Origin of the sequence: uncultured Tateyamaria sp. (genome assembly GCF_947503705.1) — a bacterium.
GTDB lineage: Bacteria > Pseudomonadota > Alphaproteobacteria > Rhodobacterales > Rhodobacteraceae > Tateyamaria.
The window spans coordinates 140,113-165,898 of sequence record NZ_CANNES010000006.1 but is presented as its reverse complement, the minus strand read 5'-3'; the positions used below and the strand labels follow the sequence as shown (position 1 = coordinate 165,898).

Below are 25,786 nucleotides of genomic sequence, written 5' to 3'. Positions count from 1 at the left end.
GTTTAATTGCTTGGACAGACATTAGAGGCCTGGACCCGGAAACTGTGTCAGTTTCCGAGCCGGATTTTGTGTCAAAATCCGCGTCGCCTAGAACGGGATTTCGTCGTCGAGATCGCGTGAAGGTGTTGGCGTGGACGATCCACCACCACCGCCATAGTCGCCGCCCCGGTCGTCATAGCCCATCTGGCCACCACCACCGCCGCCGCCAAAGTTGCCGCCGCCGCCACCGCCGCCATCGCGACCGTCCAGCATGGTTAGCTCGGATCGGTAAGGGCGCAACACGACTTCGGTGGAATAGCGATCCTGGCCCGACTGGTCCTGCCACTTGCGGGTCTCAAGCTGACCTTCGATGTAAACCTTGGAGCCTTTGCGCAAATATTGCTCGGCCACCCGCGCCAGAGGCTCGGAGAAAATCGCAACCGAGTGCCATTCTGTCCGCTCCTTGCGCTCGCCCGTGTTGCGATCTTTCCACGTCTCGGATGTGGCAATTCGCAGATTGCAGACCTTGCCGCCATTCTGGAACGTGCGCACCTCTGGGTCGCGCCCCAGATTGCCGATCAGGATGACCTTGTTCACTGATCCTGCCATGTGATTCCCCTTTTTGTCCTTGGGCACGCACCGATTCCCGGGCCGCCGCCTTGAATTTGCAACAACCTATACTTCGCCGAAACATGGTTAAAGCCAGTTAAACAGGCATATGTGGTTGAGACTGGCACAAGCGCGAAAAAACCGCTATTTGGTGCCCTGTGGACAACGGGCCACGATGGTGAGGGGCAAAACGCTTGAGACGGGCACTGACGGGCGGAGTGGTGATTTGCGCATTGCTGGGGCAGGCAGCTGCGGCGGATGTTCTGTCCACGCGCAACCGTTCCAAGCTCTTCAAGTCGCAAACCAGCATCCTCGACACCCGCGCCTCCAAACAATACTCCAACTCGGTCCGCTTGCAGCCTCCCAAGGTGATCACGCCCACCAAGTGGGACAGCCAAAGCCCCAAGTTCAACGGCAAGTATAACGGCCCTTACCTCAGCATGGCCAAACGCGCCGCGCGCAAGCATGGGGTGCCTGAAGACCTGTTCTTGAGGCTGGTCCAGCAGGAATCCGGCTGGAATTCCAAGGCGCGTTCGCACAAGGGCGCCTATGGCCTTGCCCAGTTGATGCCCGCCACTGCCCGCGCGCTCGGCGTGGACCGCGAAGACCCGGGCCAGAACCTCGAAGGTGGCGCGCGCTATCTCAAAAAGCAGTACCAGACCTTTGGCAGTTGGCGTCTGGCGCTGGCCGCCTACAATGCCGGTCCGGGGGCCGTCAAACGCTACAACGGTGTCCCGCCCTTCAAGGAAACGCGCAATTACGTGAAAATCATCTGGGGCAGCTAAGGCTGCACCCAAAATTTGCGTTTTGCCGCCACGATCCCGCCATTTTGTCTTGTCATGCGTGTACCAGACACGCGGTTTCGCCGCGCACAGACAAAAGGATAACGCCCATGGCCCACGCCGCCCAAAGCACCTTTGAACAACGCCTTGCGCGGATCGAAAACCAAGAGGTTTCGGGCGCGGGCGCTTACCGCAAGGACCACCTGGTTCAGGAAACCGAGAAAAAACGCCGCCTGCATTGGGACATGATCGCCGTTGGTGGCCTCGCAGGCGGTATCGCGGGCACGCTTTTCGCGATGAATGTGGGCCTTCTGGTGCTGGCGTCGCTGGACGTTATAACCATCTATCAAATGGTCATGGGCAACTATGTAATGGGGGCCTATATCGCGGGTGTGGCCATTGCGCCGGTCGGCTTTGTGATGAGCCAGATCTTTGCGCGCAGCAACCCACGTGGGTGGCAGTTCTGGATCGGCTACCTGGGCGGGGTCCTGGCCTCGAACTACGCTGATCTTCAGACGTATTATTATATCCTGATGAACCCTGCGGCCTGAACCCGCCACAATCAGGATGAGAAAGGGGCCGCGTAATGCGGCCCCGTTTGTTTATTCGGCAGCGATCTTGATGACGGGTTCCATCTGCGCCAGTTTTTCGTCACTGAGGTGGCATTTGACCTGATGGCCTTCGGCTAGCATCCGCACCGGCGGCACCTCTTTTTCACACAGGCCCCCCGGCACTTCGGATTTCCAGCGGCAGCGGGTCTGGAACGGACAACCGGAGGGCGGGTTCATCGCCGATGGAATGTCGCCTTCGAGCACGATGTGCTTTTTCTCGACCTTGGTGTCGGCAATGGGCACGGCGGACAACAGCGCCTCGGTATAAGGGTGATAGGGGGGCGAAAACACCTGATCGGTGCTGCCCAATTCCACCACATGGCCCAGATACATCACCATGACCCGGTCACTGAGATAGCGCACGATGGAAAGGTCGTGGCTGATAAAGAGCAGCGTGGTCTTGTGCTCGCGCTGGATCTCCATCAGCAGGTCGGTGACAGCGGCCTGAACCGACACGTCAAGGGCCGAGACGGGTTCATCCGCGACAACGATGCGCGCGTCGCCCGCAAAGGCGCGGGCAATGCCGACGCGCTGTTTTTGCCCACCCGACAGTTGGCGGGGCATCCGGTCGGCAAAGGCGCGGGGCAGCTTGACCAGATCAAGCAGTTCCAGCATCCGCGCGCGACGCTCAGCCTCGTTATTGCCGATCTTGAAGATTTCCAGCGCCCGAATGATCTGCCGCCCCACGGTCATCGAGGGGTTCAGCGTGTCAAAGGGGTTTTGGAACACCATCTGGATATCGGCCACGGTTTGCGTATCGCGCTTTTCGATAGGAATGTCCTGGATCGCATTGTTGCCTAGGGTGATGGTGCCTTCCGTCGCGGTCTCAAGGCCCATGAGAACCTTGGCAAAGGTGGATTTGCCGCAACCGGATTCGCCCACAATGGCGAGGGTTTCGGACTCGCGGGCCTCGAAACTCAGGGTCTCGTTTGCCTTGACCACCTTCTTCTCGCCAGAGGAGAAAAGGGCAGAAGCGGCCACCTCGTAATACTTCTTGAGGTTGTCCATTTTCAAAACGACATCGCCGACGGCGCCCTTGGTCTTGACCTCGCCCAGTTCGGGCGGGGCGTTCCAGTTGATCTCTTGGAACTTCAGACAGCGGGTTTCATGGCTGCCATCAGCATTGGCCGGGGCCATCTTGATCGTCTTGTCCGCGTCACAACGGCCCGCTTCAAAGTAGTCGCAACGGGGCCCAAAGTTGCAGCCCGGTGGGCGCTCGTGGGGCAGGGGGAAGTTGCCAGGTATTGCCACCAGGGGACGCGCGTTCTTGTCTGCGCCGGGCAGGGGGATCGACCGGAACAGCGCCTGAGTATAGGGGTGCTGCATCTCGTCAAAGACCTGCTTGATACTGCCGCGTTCCACCGCCTCGCCGGAATACATCACACAGATGCGGTCGCAGGTCTCAAGGACCAGGCCCAGGTTATGCGAGATAAACAGCATCGAGGTTCCGTATTTCTTGCCCAAATCCTTGACCAACTCGACCACGGCCGCCTCCACTGTCACATCAAGGGCGGTTGTGGGCTCATCCAGGATCAGCAGGGACGGCTCTGACATCAGCGCCATGGCGATGACGATCCGCTGTTGCTGCCCCCCCGACAGTTGGTGCGGGAAGCTGTTCAAGATCCGCTTGGGATCGGGCAGTTTCACATCCGTGACCACCTGAAGCGCGCGGTCATAGGCTTCCTTTTCGGACATGCCCGCATGTATCATCGGGACTTCCATCAGCTGCTTGCCGATCTTCATCGCCGGGTTCAGCGAGGCCATGGGTTCCTGATAGATCATCGCGATCTCGGAACCGCGAATGTCACGCAGCTCTTCGGCGCTCATTTCCTGAAGGTCACGGCCCTTGAACTTGATCGAACCGCCGACGATGCGGCCGTTCTTGCCCAGATCCTGCATGACGCCCAAGGCCACGGTGGATTTGCCGCAGCCGCTCTCGCCCACAAGGCCTACGGCCTCACCCGGTTGCACGGTTACGGAAAAGTCCATCACAGCCGGGATTTCCCGCAGCCGCGTAAAGAAGGAAATGCTCAGCTTGTCGATCTCAAGGATCGGGCCGTCATAATCCGTTTTCGCCATCTCATGTTCTCCCTGTCGGAGTGTCGGGGGTCTGATGCCCCCTGCTTCTTTTCTTCAAAAATACTCCGGGGGTCCGGGGGCTGGCCCCCGGTCCCGCCGTCTCAACCTAGTCCTTCAGGCTTTCTTCGCGCAGACCATCGGCCAGCAAGTTCAACCCAAGCACCAGCGTCATCAACGAGATCGCCGGCGGCAGCAGGGGATGGACATAGGCCCGAATAAGCTGGCGACCGGTGTTGATCGTTGTGCCCCAGTCGGGGCTTTCCGATTCCAGCCCCAGGCCAAAGAAACCCAAGGTGCCCAAGAGGATCGTGGTGTAGCCAATGCGCAGACAGAAATCCACGATCAGGGGGCCACGGGCGTTGGGCAGGATCTCCCACAGCATGATGTACCAGGGGCCTTCACCCCGGGTCTGGGCTGCCGCTACATAGTCCCGTGTCTTGATGTCCAGTGCCAGGCCCCGCACGATCCGAAAGACCGTGGGCGCGTTCACAAAAACCACCGACACGAACACCACAAGTATCCCAGCGGGGATGTCAAAGAGGTCCAGGAACTCGGGCAGCACCGCCACCTTCGACCCTGCATCCGAGATCAGTGACAGATAGATCCAACCCAACACACCCAGCACCACAATCAAAAGCGGCGTGCGCAGGCTTGGCTGGGTGTAAAAGCGCGAATTCAGCAGCACCGCCACAAAAACCAGCGGGAACACGAACAGAACCGTTGCCATATAGTTGGGAATGCCCGTCGCCACGATCTCCGGCGTCACGAGCAGATAAAACAGCAGAATAACCGGGAAGGCGAGGATCAGGTTCGCCAAGAACGACAGGATCGTATCGAGCCGTCCGCCATAATATCCGGCGGGCAGGCCGAGGGTGATCCCGACCATAAAAGCAAAAAGCGTTGCCAGCGGCGCGATCTGCACCACGACCCAGGCGCCTTTGAACAGACGGCTGAAGACATCGCGTGCCAGGTTGTCACCGCCCAGCAGATACCAGGCATATTCGCCGTCCTCTGCCCCAAAGAGCGGTGTGCCCGGGCCTTTGTTCTTCATCCCCGACACCTGGCTGAGGCTGTCATGGGTGGTGATCCAGTCAAAGACGCCCGCCATCACGCCGGCAAACACCCAGAACATCACCAGTGCAAAGCCGATCATGCCCACGGTGCTGTCAAAGAGTTTGCCGTACAGACCCAGCTTGCGCTTGTACTTGATCGACACGACAAAGGTGACGATCAATGCGATCCACACAGGCAGCAATTGTTGCGCCATACCGCCGACAATACCCACTGCACCGGGCCCACCGACAACGCCGATCCCGATGTAGAGGATTGCAACCACCAGCAGGGCAAGGCCAATCCAACGCACCGCCGAGGCCGCCAGATCATAGGGTCCGCCTGCCGAACTCAGTGTGCCGTCGGGGTTGGTCACAACCCGCGCGCCACTTGTCACCACGCTCAGCACGATTTGCGCCAACAGGGCGATGGCAAAGACAATTGCCAAAACATAGGCGACCGGGTCCAAGAATTGGCCAACGGCGCCTGTCCACGTCAAAGGTTCCATATCTCTGGCCCTCCCTTAAGAAATGCGGATGCGTGGGTTGAGGAAGACGTAGCCGATATCCGATATCAGCTGCGTGATCAGCACCACGACCACAGAGACGACCGAGACGGCCAACAGAAGTTCGATGTCATTGTTGCCTGCCGCCTGCACCAGCAGCCAGCCAAAGCCCTTGTAGTTAAAGAGCGTCTCGACAATCACGACCCCATTCAAGAGCCACGGGATTTGTAGCATGATCACCGTGAACGGCGCGATCAGCGCGTTGCGCAGCGCGTGTTTCATCACGATGTTGCCAAAGCTTACTCCCTTGAGTCGCGCAGTGCGGATGTATTGCGCCGTCATCACCTCGGTCATGGAGGCTCGCGTCATCCGCGCGATATAGCCCATGCCATAAAGGGCAATGGTCAGCACCGGCAGGGTGAAGTTGGCAAAGGTCGCGTCGTCAATGGCCTTGGTGGCCGACCCGGAAAAGAGCGTTTTGCCCTCGATCCAGCCCCATTCCGCCAAAAGCGGTGAGACCCCGAACTTGGACGAGGCCAGCAGAGCAATGAACACAACCCCCGACACGTATTCAGGTGTGGCAGTTGTGGCGATCGAGAAGGTCGAGAGTGACCGGTCAAGCCCCGAGCCTTCGCGCATGCCCGCCAGCACCCCAACGATCAACGACAGCGGCACCATCAGTAACAGAACAAAGCCCATCAGCTTGCCTGTGGCCGCCAACCGCGTCATCACCAGACCGCCGACATCATCCTTGAACACCAGCGAATAGCCCCAATCGCCCTGGATAACGCCACAAAAGCTGGAGCGTTCGTCCTCGGGTGTGTTGGGGGCAAAGCATTTGCCAGTTACAGTTCCGTCTTCGTCCTCGTTGACCCAACCGGGCACAACGCCCAGCCAGCGGCCATATTTGATCAACATCGGATCGGTAAAGCCGCGCGGCTCAAGCCAACTTTGCACTTCCTCTTCGGACATGCGGAAGTTGCCTTGGGTCTTGGCCAGTTTTTCAAGGTTTGGATAGAGGTTGGTCAGAAAGAAGACGAGGAATGTCAGGCATAAGGCCGTCAATATCATCACGCCCAGTCGTCTAAGAATGAATAGTCCCATATGTCGCCCCTGTTGGGTGGCTTGTGGCAGAGTTTCCTGCCGGTGAGTGTGCGGGCCTCATTTGGTGGGCCTCACATTTTTTGACGCCCGGATGCCCGGGCCGCAGTTCGTTTTGCTGATTTTTCGTGTCGTGCTTGGTTTTGCCTTGGTGCGCCCCAAAGGAGTGGCCCCTGGTGCGTTGTCCCCATCCTTTTCCGTCAGTCCTGCCACCTGCGCGCTGGTGCAATCGGGATGGACTGACTGTCTCAAAAATTACGATAGGTCCATGAGGCAACAGATAAAGCCACAGGTCAACGGTGAGCGTGGATGAATCGTCGCCTGTTTGCGACATTTGGTTATCGCATTTACGACATTGCCTGCTTTGCCGTCAGTTTTGGCGGCGCAATGTGTTGCCCTCTGGTCCGGCGCTGCGGCGCAGGGCAGTCGGGGTTTGCCCGGTATGTTGCTGCATGAACCGGGTAAAGTAAGCCGCCGATCCAAAGCCCAGATGGCGCGCCACATCCTGAACGGGCACGGTCGTTTCAATCAATGCGACCCGCGCGGCATAAAGCACCCGCTCGGTCAGCAGATCGGCGGCCGTTTTGCCCGTGGCCGCCTTGCAGGCGCGCGTCAGGTGTGTGGGCGTCACGTCGAGTGCGGCGGCATGATCGGCCATCGACAGGCCCTCGCGGTGATGATCGACGACCCGGGCGCAGAATGCGGCGCTCAGTCGGGCGGCGGCGTTCATCGCCAAGGGCAGATGTTCCGGCTCGGCAATCTGACGGCGCAGCCAGACCGACATCAGCGCGACATGCGCATCCATCGCGTCCTGGGACAGGGGGCGCGGATGGCTCACCTCGCGCTGCGCCACTTCGAACAAAGCTGCCAGTTCCGAAATCGCCGTGTTGTCGCGCAGCCGCAATTGGCGTGGACCGGTGGGCAGGCGCACGTCGGTCCCGTCGGGGATCACGACGACTTGCCCCATGCTTTGTCGCCCCAGGTCCAATGCAAAGAGCGTGTGAGGCGGTACAGAGATCGCATTATTCGTCCCTACACCGCGCCGCGTTCCATTCAAAAGCAACCGACCCTGGCCCCGTGTGATCCAGATCAGCAGATGCGCAGGCCGATCATGGGCCAGCGTCAGACGCCAATCCTGACCGCCTGTCCATTGCGACAGTGTAGAGACGTGGATGGGTGGCAAAGACATGACAATGTTCGCTTTGATCAACTCAATCCCATTTTTGCATGGAAAATTCGAGCAGCTAAGCGGAAATAGTCATTTTTCGGCAAGCGTTGCAGAGGGGACCCAGTGCCAGTCGCCCATCCGAGCGCGAAACCAGGTCCGTTGCCGTTTGGCATAGCGCCGGGTGGCGATGGTGGCGGCCTCAATTGCTTGGGCGCGCGACAGGGTTTGATTAAGCACACCCATCGCCTCTGCCACCCCGATGGCGCGACACGATGGCAGCCCGTGGTCAAAGCGGTCTTGCATGGTGCGTGCCTCTTCCAGCCCCCCTTGATCCAGCATCTGGGCAAAGCGCTGTTCGATGCGCGGGGTTAGCCAATCCTTGGGGCTGTCCATGACGATGCCGGTATAGCTGCCACGCGGCAGGATCGCCTCGGTCTTGTCGTCCTGCCAATCGGCAAGGCCCCGGCCTGTGGCGTGCAGAACCTCCCAGGCGCGTTGCACCCGGGCGCGATTGGCCAGGTCGATGCGCTTGGCCGTCGACGCGTCGAGTGCGTCACGCATGTCATTGAGGTCCATCGCGTCGGCTTGCGTCCGCACAGCGGCAGGTGTGGCCGGTATTTCGGCAAGCCCTTCGGTCAGCGCGGTAAAGTAGAGGCCCGTGCCGCCCACAAAGATGGCTCGTTCGGTACCAAGAATGGGCGCAACCTCGCGCAGCCAGTGCCCGGTGGAATAGGGCGCGTCATAGGGCAGGTGCCCATAAAGCCGATGCGGTGCGCGCGCCTCTTCTTGGGCTGAGGGGCGGGCCGTGAGCACCCGCCAACAGTCATAAACCTGGCTTGCATCTGCATTTACGATGACACCGCCCTGCGCCTCGGCGATGGCCAGCGCCAGCGCGGATTTGCCAGACGCAGTCGGCCCGGCAATCAGAACGGGCGCGTCGGGGCGCAAAGATGCGATCAGGTCGGCAATCATGTGGTTCTGTCCATTGAAAACCGGGCCGTTTTAGGACAGGTTGCGCGCAATATCAAAGAGCGGGGGACACGCCATGGTCGAGACAGACACCGGAGCTACTTTCAAACGGGTCATGCTGAAGATTTCGGGCGAGGCTTTGATGGGCGACCAGGGGTTCGGCCTGCACCCGCCAACCGTCGAACGGATTGCCCGAGAAGTCCAATCCGTCCACGATATGGGCGTCGAGATTTGCATGGTCATCGGTGGCGGCAATATCTTTCGCGGGCTGCAAGGATCTGCCCAGGGCATGGAGCGGACAACCGCCGACTATATGGGGATGCTTGCAACGGTCATGAATGCGCTGGCGATGCAATCGGCGCTTGAGGGCCTGAAAATCCACACCCGCGTGATCAGCGCCATCACCATGAACGAGGTGGCCGAGCCCTATATACGCCGCCGCGCCGTGCGCCATCTAGAGAAAAAGCGGGTCTGCATCTTTGCCGCCGGGACGGGCAATCCGTACTTCACCACCGACACGGCGGCGACCCTGAGAGCCAACGAAATGTCCTGCGAAGCGATTTTCAAAGGCACCAAGGTCGACGGCGTCTATGACAAAGACCCGGCCAAGCACGACGACGCGGTGCGTTATGACACGGTCAGTTATGATGACGTGTTGGCCAAGCGTCTGGGCGTGATGGATGCCAGCGCCATCGCGCTTGCCCGCGACAACAACCTTCCCATCATCGTCTTCTCGCTGGATGAGCCCGGCGGGTTCCGGGGCATTCTGGCGGGCGAGGGAACTTACACACGGGTGCAGGGCTGACTAAGCAAGGCCTGCACAACTCCTGCTGGCCATCCGCACCTGCGATGATTTATACCGGGTGAAAACCGGCCATCGTCCACATAATGAATACGGGGAAAACGCATGTCAGACGACTTCATGCTGGATACAGACGACCTTCAGCGCCGCATGGACGGCGCAATGGTGAACCTCAAGACCGAATTTGCCTCGCTGCGCACGGGCCGTGCGTCGGCTTCCATGCTTGAGCCGGTGATGGTGGATGCCTACGGCTCCATGACGCCGATCAACCAGGTGGGCACCGTCAACGTGCCGGAACCGCGCATGGTGACCATCAACGTCTGGGACAAGGGCCTTGTGAACAAGGTGGAAAAGGCGCTCCGTGAAAGCGGGTTGGGCATCAATCCGCAGCTCAACGGCACCATCATCATGCTGCCCATCCCCGAACTGAACGAAGAGCGCCGCCGCGAATTGACCAAGGTCGCGGGAAGCTATGCTGAAAACGCCCGCGTGAGTATCCGCAATGTGCGCCGCGACGGCATGGACCAGATCAAGAAGGCCAAGGCTGACGGTATGTCCGAGGATGACCAGAAGCTGTGGGAAGGCGAGGTTCAGGATATGACCGACGCGGCCATCAAGGGGATTGATGCAGCGCTTGAAACCAAACAAGCCGAGATCATGCAGGTCTAACAGGCCTGATTGGAAAACGTCCGGGGGCCTTTTCTGCCTGTGGAAGGGCGGAGCCCCGGATGGAAACGGTTGACCACATTTCTGCCAGCGACGTTTTTTCGTAAAACAACCCCAAGGATCACACCATCGCTGACCCCGCACATACCGGCCCGCGTCACGTCGCCATCATTATGGACGGCAATGGCCGTTGGGCGACGCAACGGGGGCGGCCGCGCCTGTTTGGTCACCATGCCGGTGCCCGCCGGGTCCGCGAAGTGGTGGAAACCTGTCCCGATATCGGTGTCGAATATCTGACGATCTTTGCCTTCTCGACCGAGAACTGGAAACGCACCCAGGTCGAGGTTGCGGGCCTGATGAGCCTTTTTCGCCGCTACATCACCAAAGAGGCCCGCGCGCTGAACGAATTCGGCGCGCGTGTGCGGTTCATTGGAGATCGGGTGCGGTTGGACAAAAAACTGATCGCGCTCATGGACGAGTTGGAGGCGCTGACCGCGCACAATACCAGCGTGCATCTGACCATTGCCCTGAACTATGGCGGCCGCGACGAGGTGGCGCGCGCCACCAAACGGCTGGCCGAAGACGTGGCGTCGGGCAAGCTGGATCCGGAAACGGTGGATGAAGAAACGCTTCCAAAGTATTTGGATACTTATGTTTTACCAGATCCTGACCTGGTCATTCGCACCAGCGGCGAGGCCCGCATTTCCAACTTTCTGCTGTGGCAATCGGCGTATGCGGAATACGAGTTTATCGACACGCTCTGGCCGGATTTCGGGCGCGCGGAATTCACCGCGCTGTGCGAGAACTATGGCGGGCGCGATCGCCGGTTCGGAGGGGTCAAACCATGAGCGAGAAACCCGAAAAATGGTCTGACCTGGCCACGCGCATGGGGTCTGGCCTGATCATGGTGCTGGTGGGCGTTTGGGGCATATGGATGGGCGGGGACGTCTTTCATGTGCTGGTGTCGCTGGTCTGCGGGTTAATGGTTTGGGAATTGGCGCGCATGTTGGTGCCCCTGAACCGCCCGCTGGCCTTGCAATTGGGCGCTGTTTCGGGCGCGGCTCTGCTGTTGGCCATCTATTTGCCGACAGGCTTTGCCCTGCCTTTGTTGTTGGCGCCCGCGATGGTCGGCTTTGGACAGTTGGAGCGGAACCGCGCGACATACATGACCTTTACCGTGCTGATACTGATGGCGGGTTTTGGCATGATGAATGTGCGTGACGATCTGGGTTTTGGCTGGATGGTGTGGCTGGTTCTGGTGGTCGTGGTCACGGATGTAGTGGGCTATTTTGCTGGGCGCATGATTGGTGGGCCCAAATTCTGGCCCCGTGTCAGCCCCAAGAAAACATGGTCAGGCACGGTGGCTGGCTGGATCGGGGCAGGCATTGTCGGGGCCATCTTTGCCATCAACACCGAGGCCAGCCTGCAACTGATCGGGGTATCCGTTGCGCTGTCTATGGCCAGCCAGATGGGCGACATTTCCGAAAGCGCGCTGAAGCGCAAGATGGGCGTCAAGGACAGTTCGGACCTGATCCCGGGCCACGGTGGTGTGTTGGATCGCTTTGATGGGATGCTGGGCGCGTCGGTGTTCTTGCTGATGCTGGGCCAGGTCGTGGGGTTTCCCGGGGGCGTGCTGTGACGCGGCGGGTGTCGATCTTTGGGGCCACAGGCTCCATCGGTCAGAATACCATTGATCTTATTGCGCGCGATCCAGAAGCCTATGACGTGGTGGCGCTGACCGGTGCGTCGAATATTGAAGTGTTGGCGCATGATGCGATCCGTCTGAACGCCGACGTGGCCGTCACGGCAGATGAGGCGCGCCTGGATGACCTGCGCGCGGCGTTGTCTGGTTCGGGCGTCGAGGCAGCAGCGGGGCAGGCGGCCCTCACAGAGGCGGGGTGCCGTCCGGCCGATTGGGTGATGTCGGCTATTGTGGGCGCGGCGGGCCTGGCACCAGGAATATGTGCCCTGCAACAAGGGGCGACATTGGCGCTGGCCAACAAGGAATCGCTGGTCTGTGCGGGGGGCCTGATCCTGCAAACCGCCAAGGATCACAACGCCCGTGTATTGCCGGTCGACAGCGAGCATTCCGCCGTGTTTCAGGCCCTCGTGGGTGAGGATATGGATGCGGTGGAGCGGATCATCATCACCGCTTCGGGCGGGGCGTTCCGCGATTGGCCCATGGAAAAACTGGCGGGTGCCACCCTGGCCGAGGCGTCGTCCCATCCCAATTGGGACATGGGTCAGCGGATCACCATCGACAGTGCGTCCATGTTCAACAAGGCGCTGGAACTCATTGAAACACGGGAATATTTTTGCGTGTCCCCTGACCAGATCGAAGTGTTGGTGCATCCCGAATCGATGATCCATGCCATGGTCGGCTTCAAGGACGGTGCGCTGATGGCTCATGTGGGGCCGCCGGATATGCGTCACGCCATCGGCTATGCGCTGCATTGGCCCGCCCGCAAGAGCCTTCCTGTCGAACGGCTTGACCTGGCCCAGATCGGCGCGCTGACCTTCCGCGCACCCGACGACGTCCGCTGGCCCGCCTTGCGTCTTGCCCGCGAAGTGATGGAGCGGGGCGGGCTGTCGGGTGCCGTGTTCAACGCGGCTAAGGAAACGGCCCTGGACGGGTTTATCGCGGGACACTTGTCTTTCCCCGGCATGGCGGAGGTGGTTGATCAGGTTCTGACCGACACCGACCCTAGCCATATTGATGCCCCAATGACCCTTGATAACGTCGTGGCTGCGGACCACATCACCAGAAACGCGGCGCGCAGCGCGATACAGCAACGAGCAGGATAACACTTTGGATATTGCGGCCCTCATTCCCGCCTTTGGCGGCCTTGCCTGGACCATCTTTTTCTTTGTCGTGGCGCTCAGCGTGATCGTCGCGATCCATGAATACGGCCACTATATCGTGGGCCGCTGGTCCGGCATTCAGGCGGATGTGTTTTCCATCGGGTTCGGCCCCGTGATCTGGAGCCGGATGGACAAGCGCGGCACCCGTTGGCAGATCGCGGCGTTGCCTTTCGGCGGTTATGTGAAATTCGCAGGCGACGCCAATGCCGCATCCGGCAAGGATGAGGCGGCGATGGCCAAAGCTGAGGCCGACCCGGTGCGCTTGCGCGCCACAATGCACGGCGCCCCATTGTGGGCGCGGGCGGCTACCGTCGCGGCGGGCCCGGTGTTCAACTTTGCCCTGTCTATTCTGGTCTTTGCCATCGTCGGCTACACTAACGGCGTTACGCGCGATCCGCTGACCGTGGGCGAGTTGCGCCCGATGCCCACCGAAGTGCAAGAGTTGCAGGTCGGTGACGTGATCCTTGAGATCAACGGCGTGCCCGTGCCCAGCATCGAAGACCCCGCTTATGGCGACCTGATGAACAGCCTGCCGCCCACACCGATCTTTGACTACACGGTCGAGCGCGATGGCAGCCGACAGGTGGTGCAGGGGCCGTATCTGCGCCCCGCGATGGTCAGTTCGGTCAGCCCGCAAAGCGCGGCATTGGCCGCGGGCCTGCAATCGGGCGATGTGATCGTGGCCGTGGACGGCGAGCCGGTCTATGCCTTTGGGCAATTGGTGGTGGCCGTCGAAGGGTCTGACGGGCGCAGCCTGGCGCTTAGCGTTTGGCGCGACGGTGACGTGATTGAGAAAGTTCTGGCCCCCAAACGGGTCGACGAACCGCAACCCGAGGGCGGGTTTGCCACCCAGTGGCGGATTGGTGTTGCGAGTGCCAATGCCTTTGAACCGGCAACCGAATCCCCCGGCGTAGGTGCGGCCATCACCGGCGGTGTGGCCCAAACATGGCGGATCATCAGCGGATCCATCTCAGGATTGGGGCATATGATCACCGGCTCTATCAGCACCTGTAATCTGTCGGGGCCCATCGGCATCGCACAGGTGTCGGGCACGATGGCCAGCCAGGGGGCGCAAAGCTTTGTCTGGTTTATCGCTGTCCTTTCAACGGCTGTCGGTCTTTTGAACCTCTTTCCCATTCCCGCACTGGATGGCGGGCACCTGGTGTTTTACGCCTATGAGGCGGTCACGGGCCGTCCGCCCAGCGATGGTGCGTTGCGCATCCTTATGACAGCGGGGCTTGCGATGGTGCTGACATTGATGGTCTTCGCGCTTGGAAATGATCTTTTCTGCCCCTGAGGCGGTATATGTGCGCTTTGCCACAGTGTTGCCACAGTTGGTCCAAGTTGGGGCCGCAATCTGGGTCTAGTTTCAATCCAACCAAAGGATTGAGACCATGCAAACACTTCAAAGCGGATACCGGGGCCTGAGCCTTCTTATGTTGCTGAATTCTGACCGCGTGCTCTATGCCGCGACGCTGGCAGCAGCCCTTGGGGCAGGTGCCTGGTTGGGCAGCCTCTAGGCCAAAACTTATCCACAGTCACACATCTGTCACCCGCGCCTAGGCGCGGGTTTTTGTGCTTTTGACAAGCCCTCGCAATCCCGTTACTCACATCTGTATTAGATGTCTGAACACGTGGGGATACACCATGGGACTGGGGATGAGGGGCGCGGGCGGCATGCTGCACATTGACCACCGCACTGCCCTGCGAGCGGTACTGTTTTTTGCACTGGTTTCAGTGGCTTGGATGGGGCAAAGCGCCACCGCCTTCGCCCAGCAATTCCGGTTTACGACGATTTCAGTGGAGGGGAACGCGCGCGTCGGTGATGCCGCAATCATTACCCGCGCTGGAATCGCACCGGGCCAGACGGTCACGGCGGGTCAGGTCAATGACGCTTTGCAGAACCTGCAATCCAGCGGACTTTTCGAAAGTGTCGAAGTCGAACCGCAAGGATCACGCCTGCTGATTACCGTGGTCGAACTTCCTACGCTGAACCGAGTGACCTTTGAAGGCAACCGGCGGCTTGACGACGAAGCGCTCAGCGCCATCGTCCAAAGTCAGGAACGGCGCGTCTTTAGCCCCGCCCAAGCGGATCGCGACGCCAGCTCCATCGCCGAAGCGTACAGCACGCAGGGGCGCATCGCGGCGCGCGTGACGCCCCGGATCATCCGCCGTGCGGACAATCGTGTTGATCTGATTTTTGAGATTTTTGAAGGCGACGTGGTCGAGATTGAGCGTCTGAGCTTTGTCGGAAACCGTGTCTTTTCCGATCGCCGTCTGCGCCGCGTGCTGCAAACCAAACAGGCGGGCCTGTTTCGGGCGCTCATCCGCTCGGACACCCTGATCGAGGACCGGATCGAGTTCGACAAGCAAGTGCTGCGGGACTTCTATTTCTCGCGCGGCTATGTCGATTTCAGGACGCTTAGCAGCAATGCCGAACTCACCGAGGAGCGGGATGGCTTTTTCCTTGTGTTCAATGTGCAGGAAGGCCAGCAGTTTCGTTTTGGTGAGGTAACGGTCAGCAGTGATCTTCCTGAGGTTGATGCAGACGCTTATGAAGAGTTGATAAAGGTCAGGCCCGGAGTGGTGTATTCGCCCACTCTGGTCGAGGCCGAAGTGGCCCGCCTTGAAGTGCAGGGCCAACGCGAAGGCGTTGATTTCCTGCGGGTCGAGCCACGTGTGATCCGCAATGATCGCGATCTGACCCTGGATGTGGAACTGATCCTCAGCCGTGGCCCGCGCGTCTTTGTCGAGCGTATCGACATCGAGGGCAACACCACGACGTTGGACAACGTGCTGCGTCGCCAGTTCAAAATCGCTGAGGGGGACCCGTTTAACCCGCGCGAAATCCGCGATGCGGCCGAACGGATCCGCGTGCTTGATTTCTTTGCCTCTTCCAATGTGAACGCCCGCGAAGGGTCGCGGCCGGATCAGGTCGTGATTGACGTTGATGTCGAAGAGAAGCCTACAGGCTCGTTGAACTTTGGTGGCTCATACTCGGTCAATGACGGGTTTGGCCTCGCGGTTAGCTTCACAGAGCGGAACTTTCTCGGTCGTGGTCAAACGCTTGGTCTGACTTTTTCGACTGCCGAAGATGCGGAACGCTATGGTATCCGCTTTGTCGAACCGTCCTTGCTGGGGCGCGATGTGGCCTTTGGTTTGAACCTGCAATACAGCGAAAGCGACAGCAGCTTTGCCAACTATGACAGTGAAGCACTGGTGTTCAGCCCCTCGCTGACCTTTCCGGTCAGTGAAAACGGGCGGCTTGAACTCCGCTATACGGCGCGTTCCAACGAAGTGTTGGCGCGGGATCCGATCGAGCATGGCACGGTTGTGCAGAACGAAATCGACGCGGGCGAACAATTCAGCTCGGCGCTTGGCTATACCTACAGCTACGACTCGCGCAACAGCGGGCTGAACCCGAATGCCGGTGTGCTGCTTGAGTTCAGCCAGGATTTTGCAGGTCTGGGTGGCGATTCCGAATACATCCGTACCACCGCCAAAGTGGTTGGCCAGCGCCGTGTGTTCAGCGAAGAAGTCACCTTGCGAGCGTCTCTGGAAGGGGGCCTGTTGGCCTGGTCCGGGGGCACAAACCGCACCATTGACCGCTTCGCTGTTGGCCCAAGTATTTTGCGGGGCTTTGAGCCCGGCGGTATCGGTCCGCGTGACAATTCCGGGTCTGGGGATTCAGATCCGTTGGGCGGCAACATCTATGTGGCAGCGCGGTTCGAGGCGGAATTTCCTGTAGGTCTGCCCGAGGAATATGGCATTCGTGGCGCAGTGTTTTACGACGTGGGTAACCTGTGGGATCTGTCTGATGTCAATCTGGCCGGTGGCAGCGTGGTTGGAGAAGGCGGATCGTTCCGTCACGTGATCGGCGTGTCGATCCTGTGGGATACGGTTGTCGGGCCGTTGCGCTTCAACTTCACCAACGCCCTGCGCAAAGAAGACTTCGACCAAGAGCAGACCTTTGACCTGACGCTGTCGACGACGTTCTGATCGCATGCGGGCTGGTCCGATGTGGCATCCCGCGCGTGTTGTTCTTCTCGCGCTCGCCCTGGTTATCGGGGCGGGCGCGGCTTTGTCTCAAGACCTGCGCAGCCCGGTTCTGACGATTGACAGTGACCGGCTCTATAGCGAAAGCGCCTTTGGCAAGCGCGTCGTTCGAGACATCGAGGCTCAGACACGTGCCCTAGCTGACGAAAACCGCACGCTTGAAGCCGAGCTTGAGGCAGAAGAAAAAAACCTGACCGCGCAGCGCCCCGATTTGACGCCCGAAGAGTTTCGCACACTGGCCGATGCCTTTGATGCAAGGGTGCAGACCATTCGCCGCGATCGCGAGGCCCAAAGCCGCGCCATTGCCAACCAGTTGGAAGAGAGCCGGGGCCGGTTCCTGACCGCTGCGGCACCCGTCCTTGAGGCGATCATGCGCGAGGCCGGGGCTGCGGTGATCCTGGAACGGCGCAGCGTCTTTATCAGTGCAAATGCGATCGACATTACGGCCCGCGCAGTCGAGCGGATAGACGACGTTCTGGGCGACGGCACGGACGCGCCAGCAGAGTAGCGCCGACTTGCGGCAGGCCCCGTGCCTTGCTAGGCAGGACCAGACGAAAAGACCACAGAACAAGGCCGGAGCAGACCATGACCAACGAGCTTTTGACCGCAGATATCGGGCTGATCCAGCGCATCCTGCCGCATCGCTATCCTTTCCTACTGGTGGACAAGGTTGTCGATATTGACGGCTGCAATTCGGCCCGCGGCATCAAGAATGTCACGATGAACGAGCCCCACTTTCAGGGCCATTTCCCCGGCAAACCGATCATGCCCGGCGTCACCATCGTCGAGGCAATGGCGCAGACGGCCGCCGTGATGGTGGGCACCGCGCTCGATATGGTCGACAAGGAAATGCTGGTCTATTTCATGGCCATCGACAAATGCAAATTTCGCCGCATGGTTGTCCCGGGCGACGTGCTTGAGCTGAAGCTGACCACCACGCGCGGCAAGGCCGGCAGCAAGGTTTGGAAATTTTCCGGCCTGGCGGAGGTTTCTGGCGAAATGGCCTGCGAGGCTGAATTTACGGCCATGATGGATATGTCCAACACATGAGTGATGCAGCGATACATCCCTCTGCGGTGATCGAAGCGGGTGCACAGATTGACCCGACGGCCCGGATCGGTCCGTTTTGCGTGGTCGGTCCAAACGTGGTCATTGGTCCCGAGGTTGAACTGAAAAGCCATGTGGTCGTGACCGGTCACACAAGCATTGGCGCAGGCACGGTTGTGTTCTCTTTCGCCGTCATTGGCGAGGTGCCGCAGGACCTGAAGTTCAAGGGCGAGGCCAGCCGCCTCGAGATCGGCGCGCGCAACCGGATCCGCGAGCACGTCACGATGAATTGCGGCACCGAGGGCGGGGGCGGCGTAACACGGATCGGCGATGACGGTCTCTTTATGGCGGGCTGCCACATCGCGCATGATGCTCATATCGGTGACCGGGTTATTGTGGTGAATTCTGCAGCGATTGCAGGGCATTGCCGCCTTGAGGACGATGTAATCGTCGGTGGTTTGTCTGGTATCCATCAGTTTGTTCGCATCGGGCGCGGGGCCATCATCGGCGCTGTCACCATGGTCACAAATGATGTGATTCCCTATGGGCTGGTTCAGGCGCCGCGCGGCGAATTGGATGGGCTGAACCTTGTTGGGTTGAAACGGCGCGGCGTTGCCCGGTCCGACATCACGGCGCTGCGGGCTGCGTTTCAGATGCTGGCACAGGGCGACGGCACGTTCCATGATCGGGCCGAGCGTCTGGGCCGCGAAACCGACAGCGATTACGTGCGCGAGATTGTAGCCTTTGTCATGGGCGACAGCGACCGTTCGTTCCTGACGCCGCGCTGATGCTGGCGCTGATTGCAGGGCGGGGCGCGTTGCCTGCTGCTGTAGCGGCGGCACAAACGGTTGTGCCTGTGGTTTGCACGCTGGAGGGACACGTGCCCGAGGGGCTGGCCGTCGATCTGTCCTTTCGGATTGAGCGTCTGGGTACCTTTCTGAATACGTTGAAAAAAAAGGGGGTCACGGAGGTTTGCTTTTGCGGCGCCATTGACCGCCCCCAGCTTGATCCCAGTCAGATTGACGCGGCCACGATGCCCTTGGTTCCGGTGCTCGCGGCTGCCTTGGGATCGGGAGAGGACGGCGCTTTGCGCGCGGCTATTGGAGTGTTTGAACAGGCGGGTTTTGCGGTGCGGGCGGCTCACGCCTTGGCCCCTGATCTGATCCCGCCTGTGGGGGTGTTGACCACCACCAGGCCAGGTGACGGCGCGGAGGCGGATGTGGCCGTTGCCCTGCGCGTCTTGGCCGCGCAGGGGGCTGCCGATCTGGGCCAGGCGTGCGTGGTGCAAAACGGCTCCGTCCGGGCGCGCGAGGATGCTTCTGGAACGGACGCGATGTTGGTCGGCTTGGGCAGGTCTGCGCCGCCACTTTTGGGCGATGGTGATCCGGTGTCGGGGCTGATGGACATGGCAGGCGACATGCTGGGCGAGGCCGCTGATTGGCTGTCGGGTGAGGGCGCTAAGCCTTTGTTATTCAAGGGGCCAAAGCCCGATCAGGACATCCGCGTCGATCTGCCAACTATTGGCCCACAGACCGCACGGAATGCGGTTTCAGCAGGGCTTGGCGGCATCGTAATTGTGGCGGGTGGCGTCTTGGTTTTGGACCGTGCCCGGGTAATCCAGATCCTTAATGATGCAGGCCTGTACCTGTGGGTGCGCTGAGGGTTTTTGTTGTCGCTGGCGAGCCCTCTGGCGATGCGCTGGGGGGCGCGTTGATGGCGGGTCTCAAGACACTTGCGCCGGATGTGGAATTCGCCGGAATTGGTGGGCCGCAGATGCAGGCACATGGGCTGACCTCGCGCTTTGACATGTCCGAATTGAGCGTGATGGGCATTGCCGAGGTGCTGCCCAAATATTTCCACCTCAAACGCCGGATTGCCGAAACCGCGCAGGCGGTAATCGACACCAAGCCGGATGTGCTGATCACCATCGACAGCCCCGACTTTTCGCTGCGCGTGGCCAAGCTGGTCAAGGCGGGGTCGGACGTCCGCACGGTGCATTATGTGGCCCCAACCGTATGGGCCTGGAGGCCGGGGCGTGCCAAGAAGATGGCGGCGATGATCGACCATGTTCTGGCGCTGTTTCCGTTCGAGCCGCCCTACATGATAGCCGAAGGGATGGCGTGCGATTTTGTGGGCCATCCGGCGGCGACAGTGCCGCAGGCCAGCGGCACGCAAGTGGCTGATTTCCGGTCGAAATATGGGCTTGAAGGGGCCGAACCGCTGATCCTGGTTTTGCCCGGATCACGGCGCGGAGAGATTGCGCGCATGGGCCCGGTTTTCGGCGAAACGTTAGGAAAATTGGCGGCAAACCGACCGGGGATGCGGATGATTTTGCCGGCCGCTGAGGCGGTGGCGGGGCTGGTGCAGGAGCAGGTGAAAGACTGGCCCGTGCAGCCCGTTGTGTTGGACCCGCGCGGCATGGAATTGCAGGCGGGATTGGCGGAAAAACGGGCGGCGTTCCGGGCGGCGGATGTGGCACTGGCCACCTCTGGCACCGTCGCGCTGGAGCTGGCGGCGGCGGGCACACCGATGGTCAGCGCCTTTGATCTGCATTGGCTCAGCCGGGCGATTATCAGTCGCATGGTGACCACGGATACGGGCAGTCTGATCAACCACGTGACGGACAGCCGGGTGGTGCCAGAAGTGATTGGCAAGGACTTTACCGTGCCCAATGTCGTGGCGGCGATGGAGGCCCTTTTGGCCGATCCGAGCGGACAGTTGGCCGCGATGAACGAGACGATGGACAAGCTGGGGCGTGGGGGCGAAGCGCCGGGGCTTCGGGCGGCGCGGGCGGTTTTGGCACGCATGGGTTAACGCAGCGTGCGGTGCCCAGTGCGCCGTGAAATGAGCAGTTTCATTCCAGGTCTGTACGTTTTGACCGGCTCGGATCGCCGGGATCGGCCCTGATTTTCAAGCAATGAGCAGTTAAGGGGGCAAAATGTACGTTTTAGGCACCCGCCGCGCGTTAACCATTCGGTCATAAACGCCCGCCGTTAAGGTTTGACGGCGCGCGTTTACTTTTTTGAAAGCCTTAGCCCAGTTGCACCAGCGCGTGCCGCTTTTTGCCTGCCGACAGTTTCAGCGGCGCAGACAGCGCGCCTGCGTCGATCATCAATCCGGCGTCGCCCAGCGGTTCATCGTTCAGACGTGCACCGCCTTCGGCGATCAGGCGTTTGGCCTCTTTGCCTGATCCGGCAAGGCCCGATTTGACGATCAACTGCACGATGCTGATCCCGTCGCCGATATCCGCAGCACTCAGTGTCAGGGTGGGCAGGTCATCACCCACGCCGCCCTTTTCGAACACTTCGCGTGCTGTGTCGGCGGCGGCGGCGGCGGCGTCGACCCCGTGCAAAAGCGTGGTGACTTCGGTGGCCAGCCGCGCCTTGGCCTCGTTGATTTCGGACCCCTCAAGCGCGCCAAGGCGGTCGCATTCATCCAGCGGCAGTTCGGTGTAGAGCTTGAGGAAGCGCCCCACATCCGCATCCGTGGTGTTGCGCCAGAATTGCCAGAATTCGTAGGGCGACAGCATGTCGGGGTTCAGCCACACGGCCCCCGCTTGTGATTTGCCCATCTTCTTGCCGTCAGACGTTGTCAGCAAGGGCGAGGTGAGACCGAACACTTCGCCCTCGATCACGCGACGCGTCAGGTCGATCCCGTTGATGATATTGCCCCATTGATCCGAGCCGCCCATTTGCAGGATGCAGCCATAGCGGCGGTGAAGCTCCATGAAATCATAGGCTTGCAGGATCATGTAGTTGAATTCGAGGAAGGACAGCGATTGTTCGCGGTCGAGCCGGGATTTGACGCTTTCGAACGACAGCATCCGATTGATCGAGAAATGCCTGCCGATGTCGCGCAGGAAATCGAGATAGTTCAAGCCATCGAGCCATTCGGCGTTGTTGATCAAATAAGCCCGTTTGTCTTCGCCAACTTTATACCAGCTTTCGTTGTCATAGCTTCCTTGAAATTCGATATAAGATGTAAAAACTTTCCTTATTCCGGCAATATTGGCATCGATCTGCTCTGGTCCAAGTAGAGGCCGTTCATCAGCGCGGAACGAGGGGTCGCCAACTTTTGTCGTACCGCCGCCCATCAATACGATTGGCTGGTGCCCGGTTTTCTGGAACCAGCGCAGCATCATGATCTGGATGAGCGAGCCCACATGCAGCGACTTGGCCGTGGCATCGAACCCGATATAGGCCGATTGCGGACCAGACAGCAGCAATTCGTCCAGCCCCTGCATATCGGTGCAGTCGGCCAGAAAGCCGCGAGATTGCATCACGTGCAGGAATTCGGAGCGGGGGGCATACGTCATTGTGCTTGTCCTTGGAAGCCTTCGCGCGCAGTCTATACGGGGGGTTGGGGCAAAGGAAAAGGCCATGGATAAGGTCAGGCAAAAGGGTGCGGTCATTCGGGCACTGGGCGCGATGTCGGGCACGTCGCTGGACGGGGTGGATGCGGCGGTGATCGAGACCGATGGCGTCACGATCAAGGGCTTTGGCCCGGCGGAATATCTGAGCTATTCGGCAGAGCAGCGGGGCGTTTTGCACGCCGCGTTGGGCCACTGGCATGGCGACGTTTTGGCGCCCGCGACAGACGTGGTGATGGACGCGCATCGCCAGCTTTTGGGCCAGTTTGCCGAGGTTGATCTGATCGGGTTTCATGGCCAGACGGTTGCCCACGCGCCCCGTGCGCAGGGCACGTTGCAATTGGGTGATGGGGCGGCGTTGGCGGAGGCATTTGGCGTGCCAGTGGTCTGGGATTTCCGGTCGGCAGATGTGGAGCTGGGCGGGGAGGGCGCGCCCCTGGCCCCGTTTTTTCATTTCGCCTGTGCCAAGTGGTTCGGGGCGGATGCCCCGGTGGCGTTTTTAAACCTTGGCGGTGTGGGCAATATCACCTGGGTGGACCCGGGTTTTGACCGGCCCGAAGAGGACGGCGCCTTGCTTGCCTTTGACACCGGGCCTGCCAATGCGCCGATCAACGATCTGGTACAGGCCCGCCTGGGCGTGCCTTATGATGCGGGTGGGGCCATCGCGGCCAAGGGGACGGTCGAGACCGGTGCCTTGGAGCTGTTTCTGGCCGAGCCGTATTTTGCCCGTATTCCGCCCAAGTCCCTGGACCGGAACGATTTTGCGGAGATGGTCGGCCTCGTTGCCGAGTTGAGCGATGCCGATGCCACCGCGACCCTGACGGCCATGTGTGCGGCGGGTGTGGCCGAGGCGATGCAGCATTGCCCGCGCGCCCCGTCCCGCGTTCTGGTCACGGGTGGGGGGCGGCACAATCCGGTGCTGATGCGGATGCTGGCGGTATCGCTTGATTGCCCGGTGATGCCGGTGGAGGATGTGGGCCTTGACGGCGATATGCTGGAGGCGCAGGCCTTTGCCTATCTCGCGGTGCGCGTGGCGCGCGGCTTGCCGACCTCTTGCCCCGGTACGACCGGGGTGCGGGCGGCGGTGTCGGGCGGGACGCTGAGCGTGCCTGCGCCCTAGCGCGGGATGTCGAAACCGGGGGGCGCCAGCGTGAACCCGTCGAACTGAAATCCGGGGGAGACCGTGCAGCTGACCAGCGTATAGGCGCCGGTACTGCGTGCGGCCTGCCAGTGTCCTTCGGGCACGATGATCTGTGGTGCGCCCTGCGTCAGGTCTGGCGTCAGCAGGTGGTCGGTGGCGGGCCCTGTATCATCGGCGCTGAGCGACAGAATCAGCGGATCGCCCGCGTGAAAGAGCCAAATCTCGGTGGCATCCACCTTGTGCCAATGGCTGGCCTCGCCCTTGCCCAGCAGGAAATAGATGCAGGTGCCGGTAGGCCGCCCGTCATTTTCCGCAACCCAGGTTTGCCGGTAATGCCCGCCTTCGGGATGGGGCGTCAGCCCAAGGTGGTCAATGATCTCTTGCGCGTTCATGGCCGCAGCCTAGGGTGGGCCGAAACGGAGGGCAAGCATATGAAAGTGGTGATTATCGGGGCGGGCATCATCGGTGCTGCGCTTGCTCGCAGCTTGAGCACTTCGGGCGCTGACGTGACGGTGATGTCGTCGGGTGTCGGGGCGACAGCGGGATCTTTTGGCTGGATCAATGCGAGCTTTTATCTGGATGCGGATCACTTTCGGTTGCGCGCGGCGGGGCTGGAGGCGTGGCGGCGCTTGGACGTGCCCCTGAACTGGAGCGGAGCGCTGTGTTGGGAGGAGGAGGGCGCGGGGTTTGATCAGCAATTCAAAGCGCTGAGCGACTTGAATTATGACGTGGATATCATTGATCAGGATGGGTTTTCTGAGTTAGAGCCGCATGTCGTGGCCCCGGCGCGCGCGTTGCGCTTTGCCATCGAAGGGGTGGCGGAGCCGAGGGCCACGGCGCAGAACCTGCTGGCGGGAGTGCGCCGGATCATTGGCGTGCCTGTCCGCGGGATTGCAACGACTGCGGGCAGGGTCAGCGGGGTCGCGACCGATCAGGGTGTGATGCCCGCCGACCGTGTGATCGTTGCGGCGGGCAATGGCAGCCCCGCGCTGTTGGAGCCGTTGGGCGTGGCGCTGCCCATGTTGGACCGTCCGGGGCTGATGATGCGGACGGGTGCAGTGCCGCCGATGCTGGCTCATGTGCTGGTCACGCCAGAGGGTGAGGTGCGCCAGGACTCGGGCGGCCATATCTGGATGCCCACGGCGGCGGCCCATCAATCGGACGCCAGCACGCAGATTGATAGCCGCCCCGATGTGCTGGCGGATCAGGCGCTGGCGCGGTTGGAGGCGTTGGTGCCGGGCACGGCGTTGGCGTGGGATCGGGTTATGCTGGCGTACCGGCCCGTTCCGCAGGACGGGCGGCCCGTGATTGGGCCCTGTGGGCCGGAGGGGCTGTTTACCGCCGTCATGCATTCCGGTGTGACCTTGGCGGCGCTCTCGGCCGAATTGCTGGCCCCCCAAGTGTTGGACAGGCCGCTGAGCAATGCGCAGGCGGACCTGATTGCACCCTATGGGCCATCGCGGTTCTAAAGGGTGATATCGAAAAAGCGCAGATGGGCGATGAAACGCGGATCGGGCTCGTAGAAGGGCGCGCAGGGGGCAAAGCCCATCGCTTCATAAAGCGCGATGGCCTCGGGCAGGGTATGGACCGTGTCGAGGACCATGCGCGTGTAACCGTCTGCTTTTGCAGCGTCCAATCCGGCCCGCATCAAGGCCCGGCCCGCGCCGCTGCCGCGCGCGGCTTCTGAGACAAAGACGCGCTTGATCTCGCAGGTGCCGGGGGCGATTTCGTAATACATGGCACAGCCCACGACCGCATCCGCCCGTTCTGCCACCAGAATGTCGCCCTTGGGCCGGGCATGGATGCGGGGCAGGTCGGCGATCAGATCGTTATAGCTGTCCTTGGCATAATAGAGGTCCAGCATCTCTGCAAAGTCAGCGTTCCGTTCGACCAGAAGATCGCGATACGCCCAGCAGAGCGTTGAAATCACGGGCAGATCGTCTGGTGTGTGGGTGCGGATGTTGAGGGTCATGGCGACATCATTGGCGGC

At 60.7% G+C, this 25,786-nt stretch carries 26 protein-coding genes; 17 read left to right on the top strand and 9 right to left on the bottom strand.

Annotated elements, in window-relative coordinates; all coding sequences use genetic code 11:
• Nucleotides 1-87: 87 nt before the first annotated feature.
• A complete protein-coding gene (gene ssb, locus Q1A44_RS14770; RefSeq protein WP_299626692.1) occupies nt 88-588 on the bottom strand; it encodes a single-stranded DNA-binding protein in 501 nt (166 codons plus the stop codon).
• A 194-nt stretch (nt 589-782) separates the two neighbouring features.
• Between ssb and Q1A44_RS14765 the strand changes: the two genes are divergently transcribed.
• On the top strand, nt 783-1,373 hold the full coding sequence (locus Q1A44_RS14765) for a lytic transglycosylase domain-containing protein (protein WP_299626689.1): 591 nt from the start codon (nt 783-785) through the stop codon (nt 1,371-1,373).
• Nucleotides 1,374-1,480: 107 nt separating this feature from the next.
• Complete coding sequence (locus Q1A44_RS14760; RefSeq protein WP_299626686.1) at nt 1,481-1,921, top strand: hypothetical protein; 441 nt, start codon at nt 1,481-1,483, stop codon at nt 1,919-1,921.
• Nucleotides 1,922-1,972: 51 nt separating this feature from the next.
• On the opposite strand, the gene Q1A44_RS14755 is transcribed toward Q1A44_RS14760, so the two are convergent.
• From Q1A44_RS14755 to miaA, 5 genes are all read right to left on the bottom strand, one after another.
• Nucleotides 1,973-4,060, bottom strand: coding sequence for an ABC transporter ATP-binding protein (locus Q1A44_RS14755; protein ID WP_299626683.1), 2,088 nt, complete (start codon nt 4,058-4,060; stop codon nt 1,973-1,975).
• Between the two features lie 106 nt (nt 4,061-4,166).
• Nucleotides 4,167-5,618, bottom strand: a complete 1,452-nt coding sequence (locus tag Q1A44_RS14750; RefSeq protein WP_299626681.1) for an ABC transporter permease — start codon at nt 5,616-5,618, stop codon at nt 4,167-4,169.
• 15 nt (nt 5,619-5,633) lie between these two features.
• Nucleotides 5,634-6,719 (bottom strand): ABC transporter permease, encoded by a 1,086-nt coding sequence (locus Q1A44_RS14745; RefSeq protein ID WP_299626677.1) that lies wholly within the window; start codon nt 6,717-6,719, stop codon nt 5,634-5,636.
• Between the two features lie 367 nt (nt 6,720-7,086).
• Entirely contained in the window at nt 7,087-7,905 is an 819-nt protein-coding gene (locus tag Q1A44_RS14740; protein WP_299626674.1) for an AraC family transcriptional regulator, read from the bottom strand.
• A 69-nt stretch (nt 7,906-7,974) separates the two neighbouring features.
• Nucleotides 7,975-8,856 carry a tRNA (adenosine(37)-N6)-dimethylallyltransferase MiaA gene (gene miaA, locus Q1A44_RS14735; RefSeq protein WP_299626671.1) on the bottom strand — a complete coding sequence of 294 codons (882 nt, stop codon included), beginning with the start codon at nt 8,854-8,856 and terminating at the stop codon, nt 7,975-7,977.
• Nucleotides 8,857-8,929: 73 nt separating this feature from the next.
• Here miaA and pyrH point away from each other — a divergent pair, with 73 nt between their 5' ends.
• From pyrH to lpxB, 13 genes are all read left to right on the top strand, one after another.
• A complete protein-coding gene (gene pyrH / locus Q1A44_RS14730) occupies nt 8,930-9,658 on the top strand; it encodes a UMP kinase (RefSeq protein WP_299626668.1) in 729 nt (242 codons plus the stop codon).
• Between the two features lie 102 nt (nt 9,659-9,760).
• Complete coding sequence (gene frr, locus Q1A44_RS14725) at nt 9,761-10,324, top strand: ribosome recycling factor (protein WP_299626664.1); 564 nt, start codon at nt 9,761-9,763, stop codon at nt 10,322-10,324.
• Nucleotides 10,325-10,449: 125 nt separating this feature from the next.
• The gene (gene uppS / locus Q1A44_RS14720) at nt 10,450-11,169 is read left to right on the top strand and encodes a polyprenyl diphosphate synthase (RefSeq protein WP_299626915.1); all 720 of its coding nucleotides are present in this window, start codon (nt 10,450-10,452) and stop codon (nt 11,167-11,169) included.
• Entirely contained in the window at nt 11,166-11,960 is a 795-nt protein-coding gene (locus Q1A44_RS14715; RefSeq protein WP_299626661.1) for a phosphatidate cytidylyltransferase, read from the top strand. Before uppS ends, Q1A44_RS14715 begins: the two co-directional genes overlap by 4 nt.
• The gene (dxr, locus tag Q1A44_RS14710; RefSeq protein ID WP_299626658.1) at nt 11,957-13,126 is read left to right on the top strand and encodes a 1-deoxy-D-xylulose-5-phosphate reductoisomerase; all 1,170 of its coding nucleotides are present in this window, start codon (nt 11,957-11,959) and stop codon (nt 13,124-13,126) included. The genes Q1A44_RS14715 and dxr overlap by 4 nt, the downstream gene beginning before the upstream one ends.
• 4 nt (nt 13,127-13,130) lie before the next feature.
• A complete protein-coding gene (gene rseP, locus Q1A44_RS14705) occupies nt 13,131-14,480 on the top strand; it encodes an RIP metalloprotease RseP (protein WP_299626655.1) in 1,350 nt (449 codons plus the stop codon).
• A 97-nt stretch (nt 14,481-14,577) separates the two neighbouring features.
• A complete protein-coding gene (locus tag Q1A44_RS14700; RefSeq protein ID WP_299626652.1) occupies nt 14,578-14,703 on the top strand; it encodes a hypothetical protein in 126 nt (41 codons plus the stop codon).
• Between the two features lie 226 nt (nt 14,704-14,929).
• Nucleotides 14,930-17,182, top strand: coding sequence for an outer membrane protein assembly factor BamA (bamA, locus tag Q1A44_RS14695; RefSeq protein WP_299626912.1), 2,253 nt, complete (start codon nt 14,930-14,932; stop codon nt 17,180-17,182).
• A 4-nt stretch (nt 17,183-17,186) separates the two neighbouring features.
• Entirely contained in the window at nt 17,187-17,747 is a 561-nt protein-coding gene (locus tag Q1A44_RS14690) for an OmpH family outer membrane protein (RefSeq protein WP_299626649.1), read from the top strand.
• A 77-nt stretch (nt 17,748-17,824) separates the two neighbouring features.
• Nucleotides 17,825-18,289: a 3-hydroxyacyl-ACP dehydratase FabZ gene (fabZ, locus tag Q1A44_RS14685; protein ID WP_299626646.1), complete on the top strand. Its 465-nt coding sequence runs from the start codon at nt 17,825-17,827 to the stop codon at nt 18,287-18,289.
• Nucleotides 18,286-19,074, top strand: coding sequence for an acyl-ACP--UDP-N-acetylglucosamine O-acyltransferase (lpxA, locus tag Q1A44_RS14680; protein ID WP_299626643.1), 789 nt, complete (start codon nt 18,286-18,288; stop codon nt 19,072-19,074). Before fabZ ends, lpxA begins: the two co-directional genes overlap by 4 nt.
• The gene (gene lpxI / locus Q1A44_RS14675; RefSeq protein ID WP_299626640.1) at nt 19,074-19,946 is read left to right on the top strand and encodes a UDP-2,3-diacylglucosamine diphosphatase LpxI; all 873 of its coding nucleotides are present in this window, start codon (nt 19,074-19,076) and stop codon (nt 19,944-19,946) included. Before lpxA ends, lpxI begins: the two co-directional genes overlap by 1 nt.
• Nucleotides 19,943-21,100, top strand: a complete 1,158-nt coding sequence (gene lpxB / locus Q1A44_RS14670) for a lipid-A-disaccharide synthase (RefSeq protein WP_299626910.1) — start codon at nt 19,943-19,945, stop codon at nt 21,098-21,100. Before lpxI ends, lpxB begins: the two co-directional genes overlap by 4 nt.
• Before the next feature lie 217 nt (nt 21,101-21,317).
• Here the strand turns inward: lpxB and tyrS are convergent, their stop codons facing one another.
• Nucleotides 21,318-22,601, bottom strand: a complete 1,284-nt coding sequence (tyrS, locus tag Q1A44_RS14665) for a tyrosine--tRNA ligase (protein WP_299626637.1) — start codon at nt 22,599-22,601, stop codon at nt 21,318-21,320.
• A 64-nt stretch (nt 22,602-22,665) separates the two neighbouring features.
• On the opposite strand from tyrS, the gene Q1A44_RS14660 reads away from it, so the two are divergent.
• A complete protein-coding gene (locus Q1A44_RS14660; RefSeq protein ID WP_299626634.1) occupies nt 22,666-23,775 on the top strand; it encodes an anhydro-N-acetylmuramic acid kinase in 1,110 nt (369 codons plus the stop codon).
• On the opposite strand, the gene Q1A44_RS14655 is transcribed toward Q1A44_RS14660, so the two are convergent.
• Entirely contained in the window at nt 23,772-24,188 is a 417-nt protein-coding gene (locus Q1A44_RS14655; RefSeq protein ID WP_299626631.1) for a cupin domain-containing protein, read from the bottom strand. The genes Q1A44_RS14660 and Q1A44_RS14655 overlap by 4 nt on opposite strands.
• A 39-nt stretch (nt 24,189-24,227) precedes the next feature.
• On the opposite strand from Q1A44_RS14655, the gene Q1A44_RS14650 reads away from it, so the two are divergent.
• Nucleotides 24,228-25,265, top strand: coding sequence for an FAD-binding oxidoreductase (locus Q1A44_RS14650; RefSeq protein ID WP_299626628.1), 1,038 nt, complete (start codon nt 24,228-24,230; stop codon nt 25,263-25,265).
• On the opposite strand, the gene Q1A44_RS14645 is transcribed toward Q1A44_RS14650, so the two are convergent.
• The gene (locus tag Q1A44_RS14645) at nt 25,262-25,768 is read right to left on the bottom strand and encodes a GNAT family N-acetyltransferase (RefSeq protein WP_299626625.1); all 507 of its coding nucleotides are present in this window, start codon (nt 25,766-25,768) and stop codon (nt 25,262-25,264) included. The genes Q1A44_RS14650 and Q1A44_RS14645 overlap by 4 nt on opposite strands.
• Nucleotides 25,769-25,786: the final 18 nt, after the last annotated feature.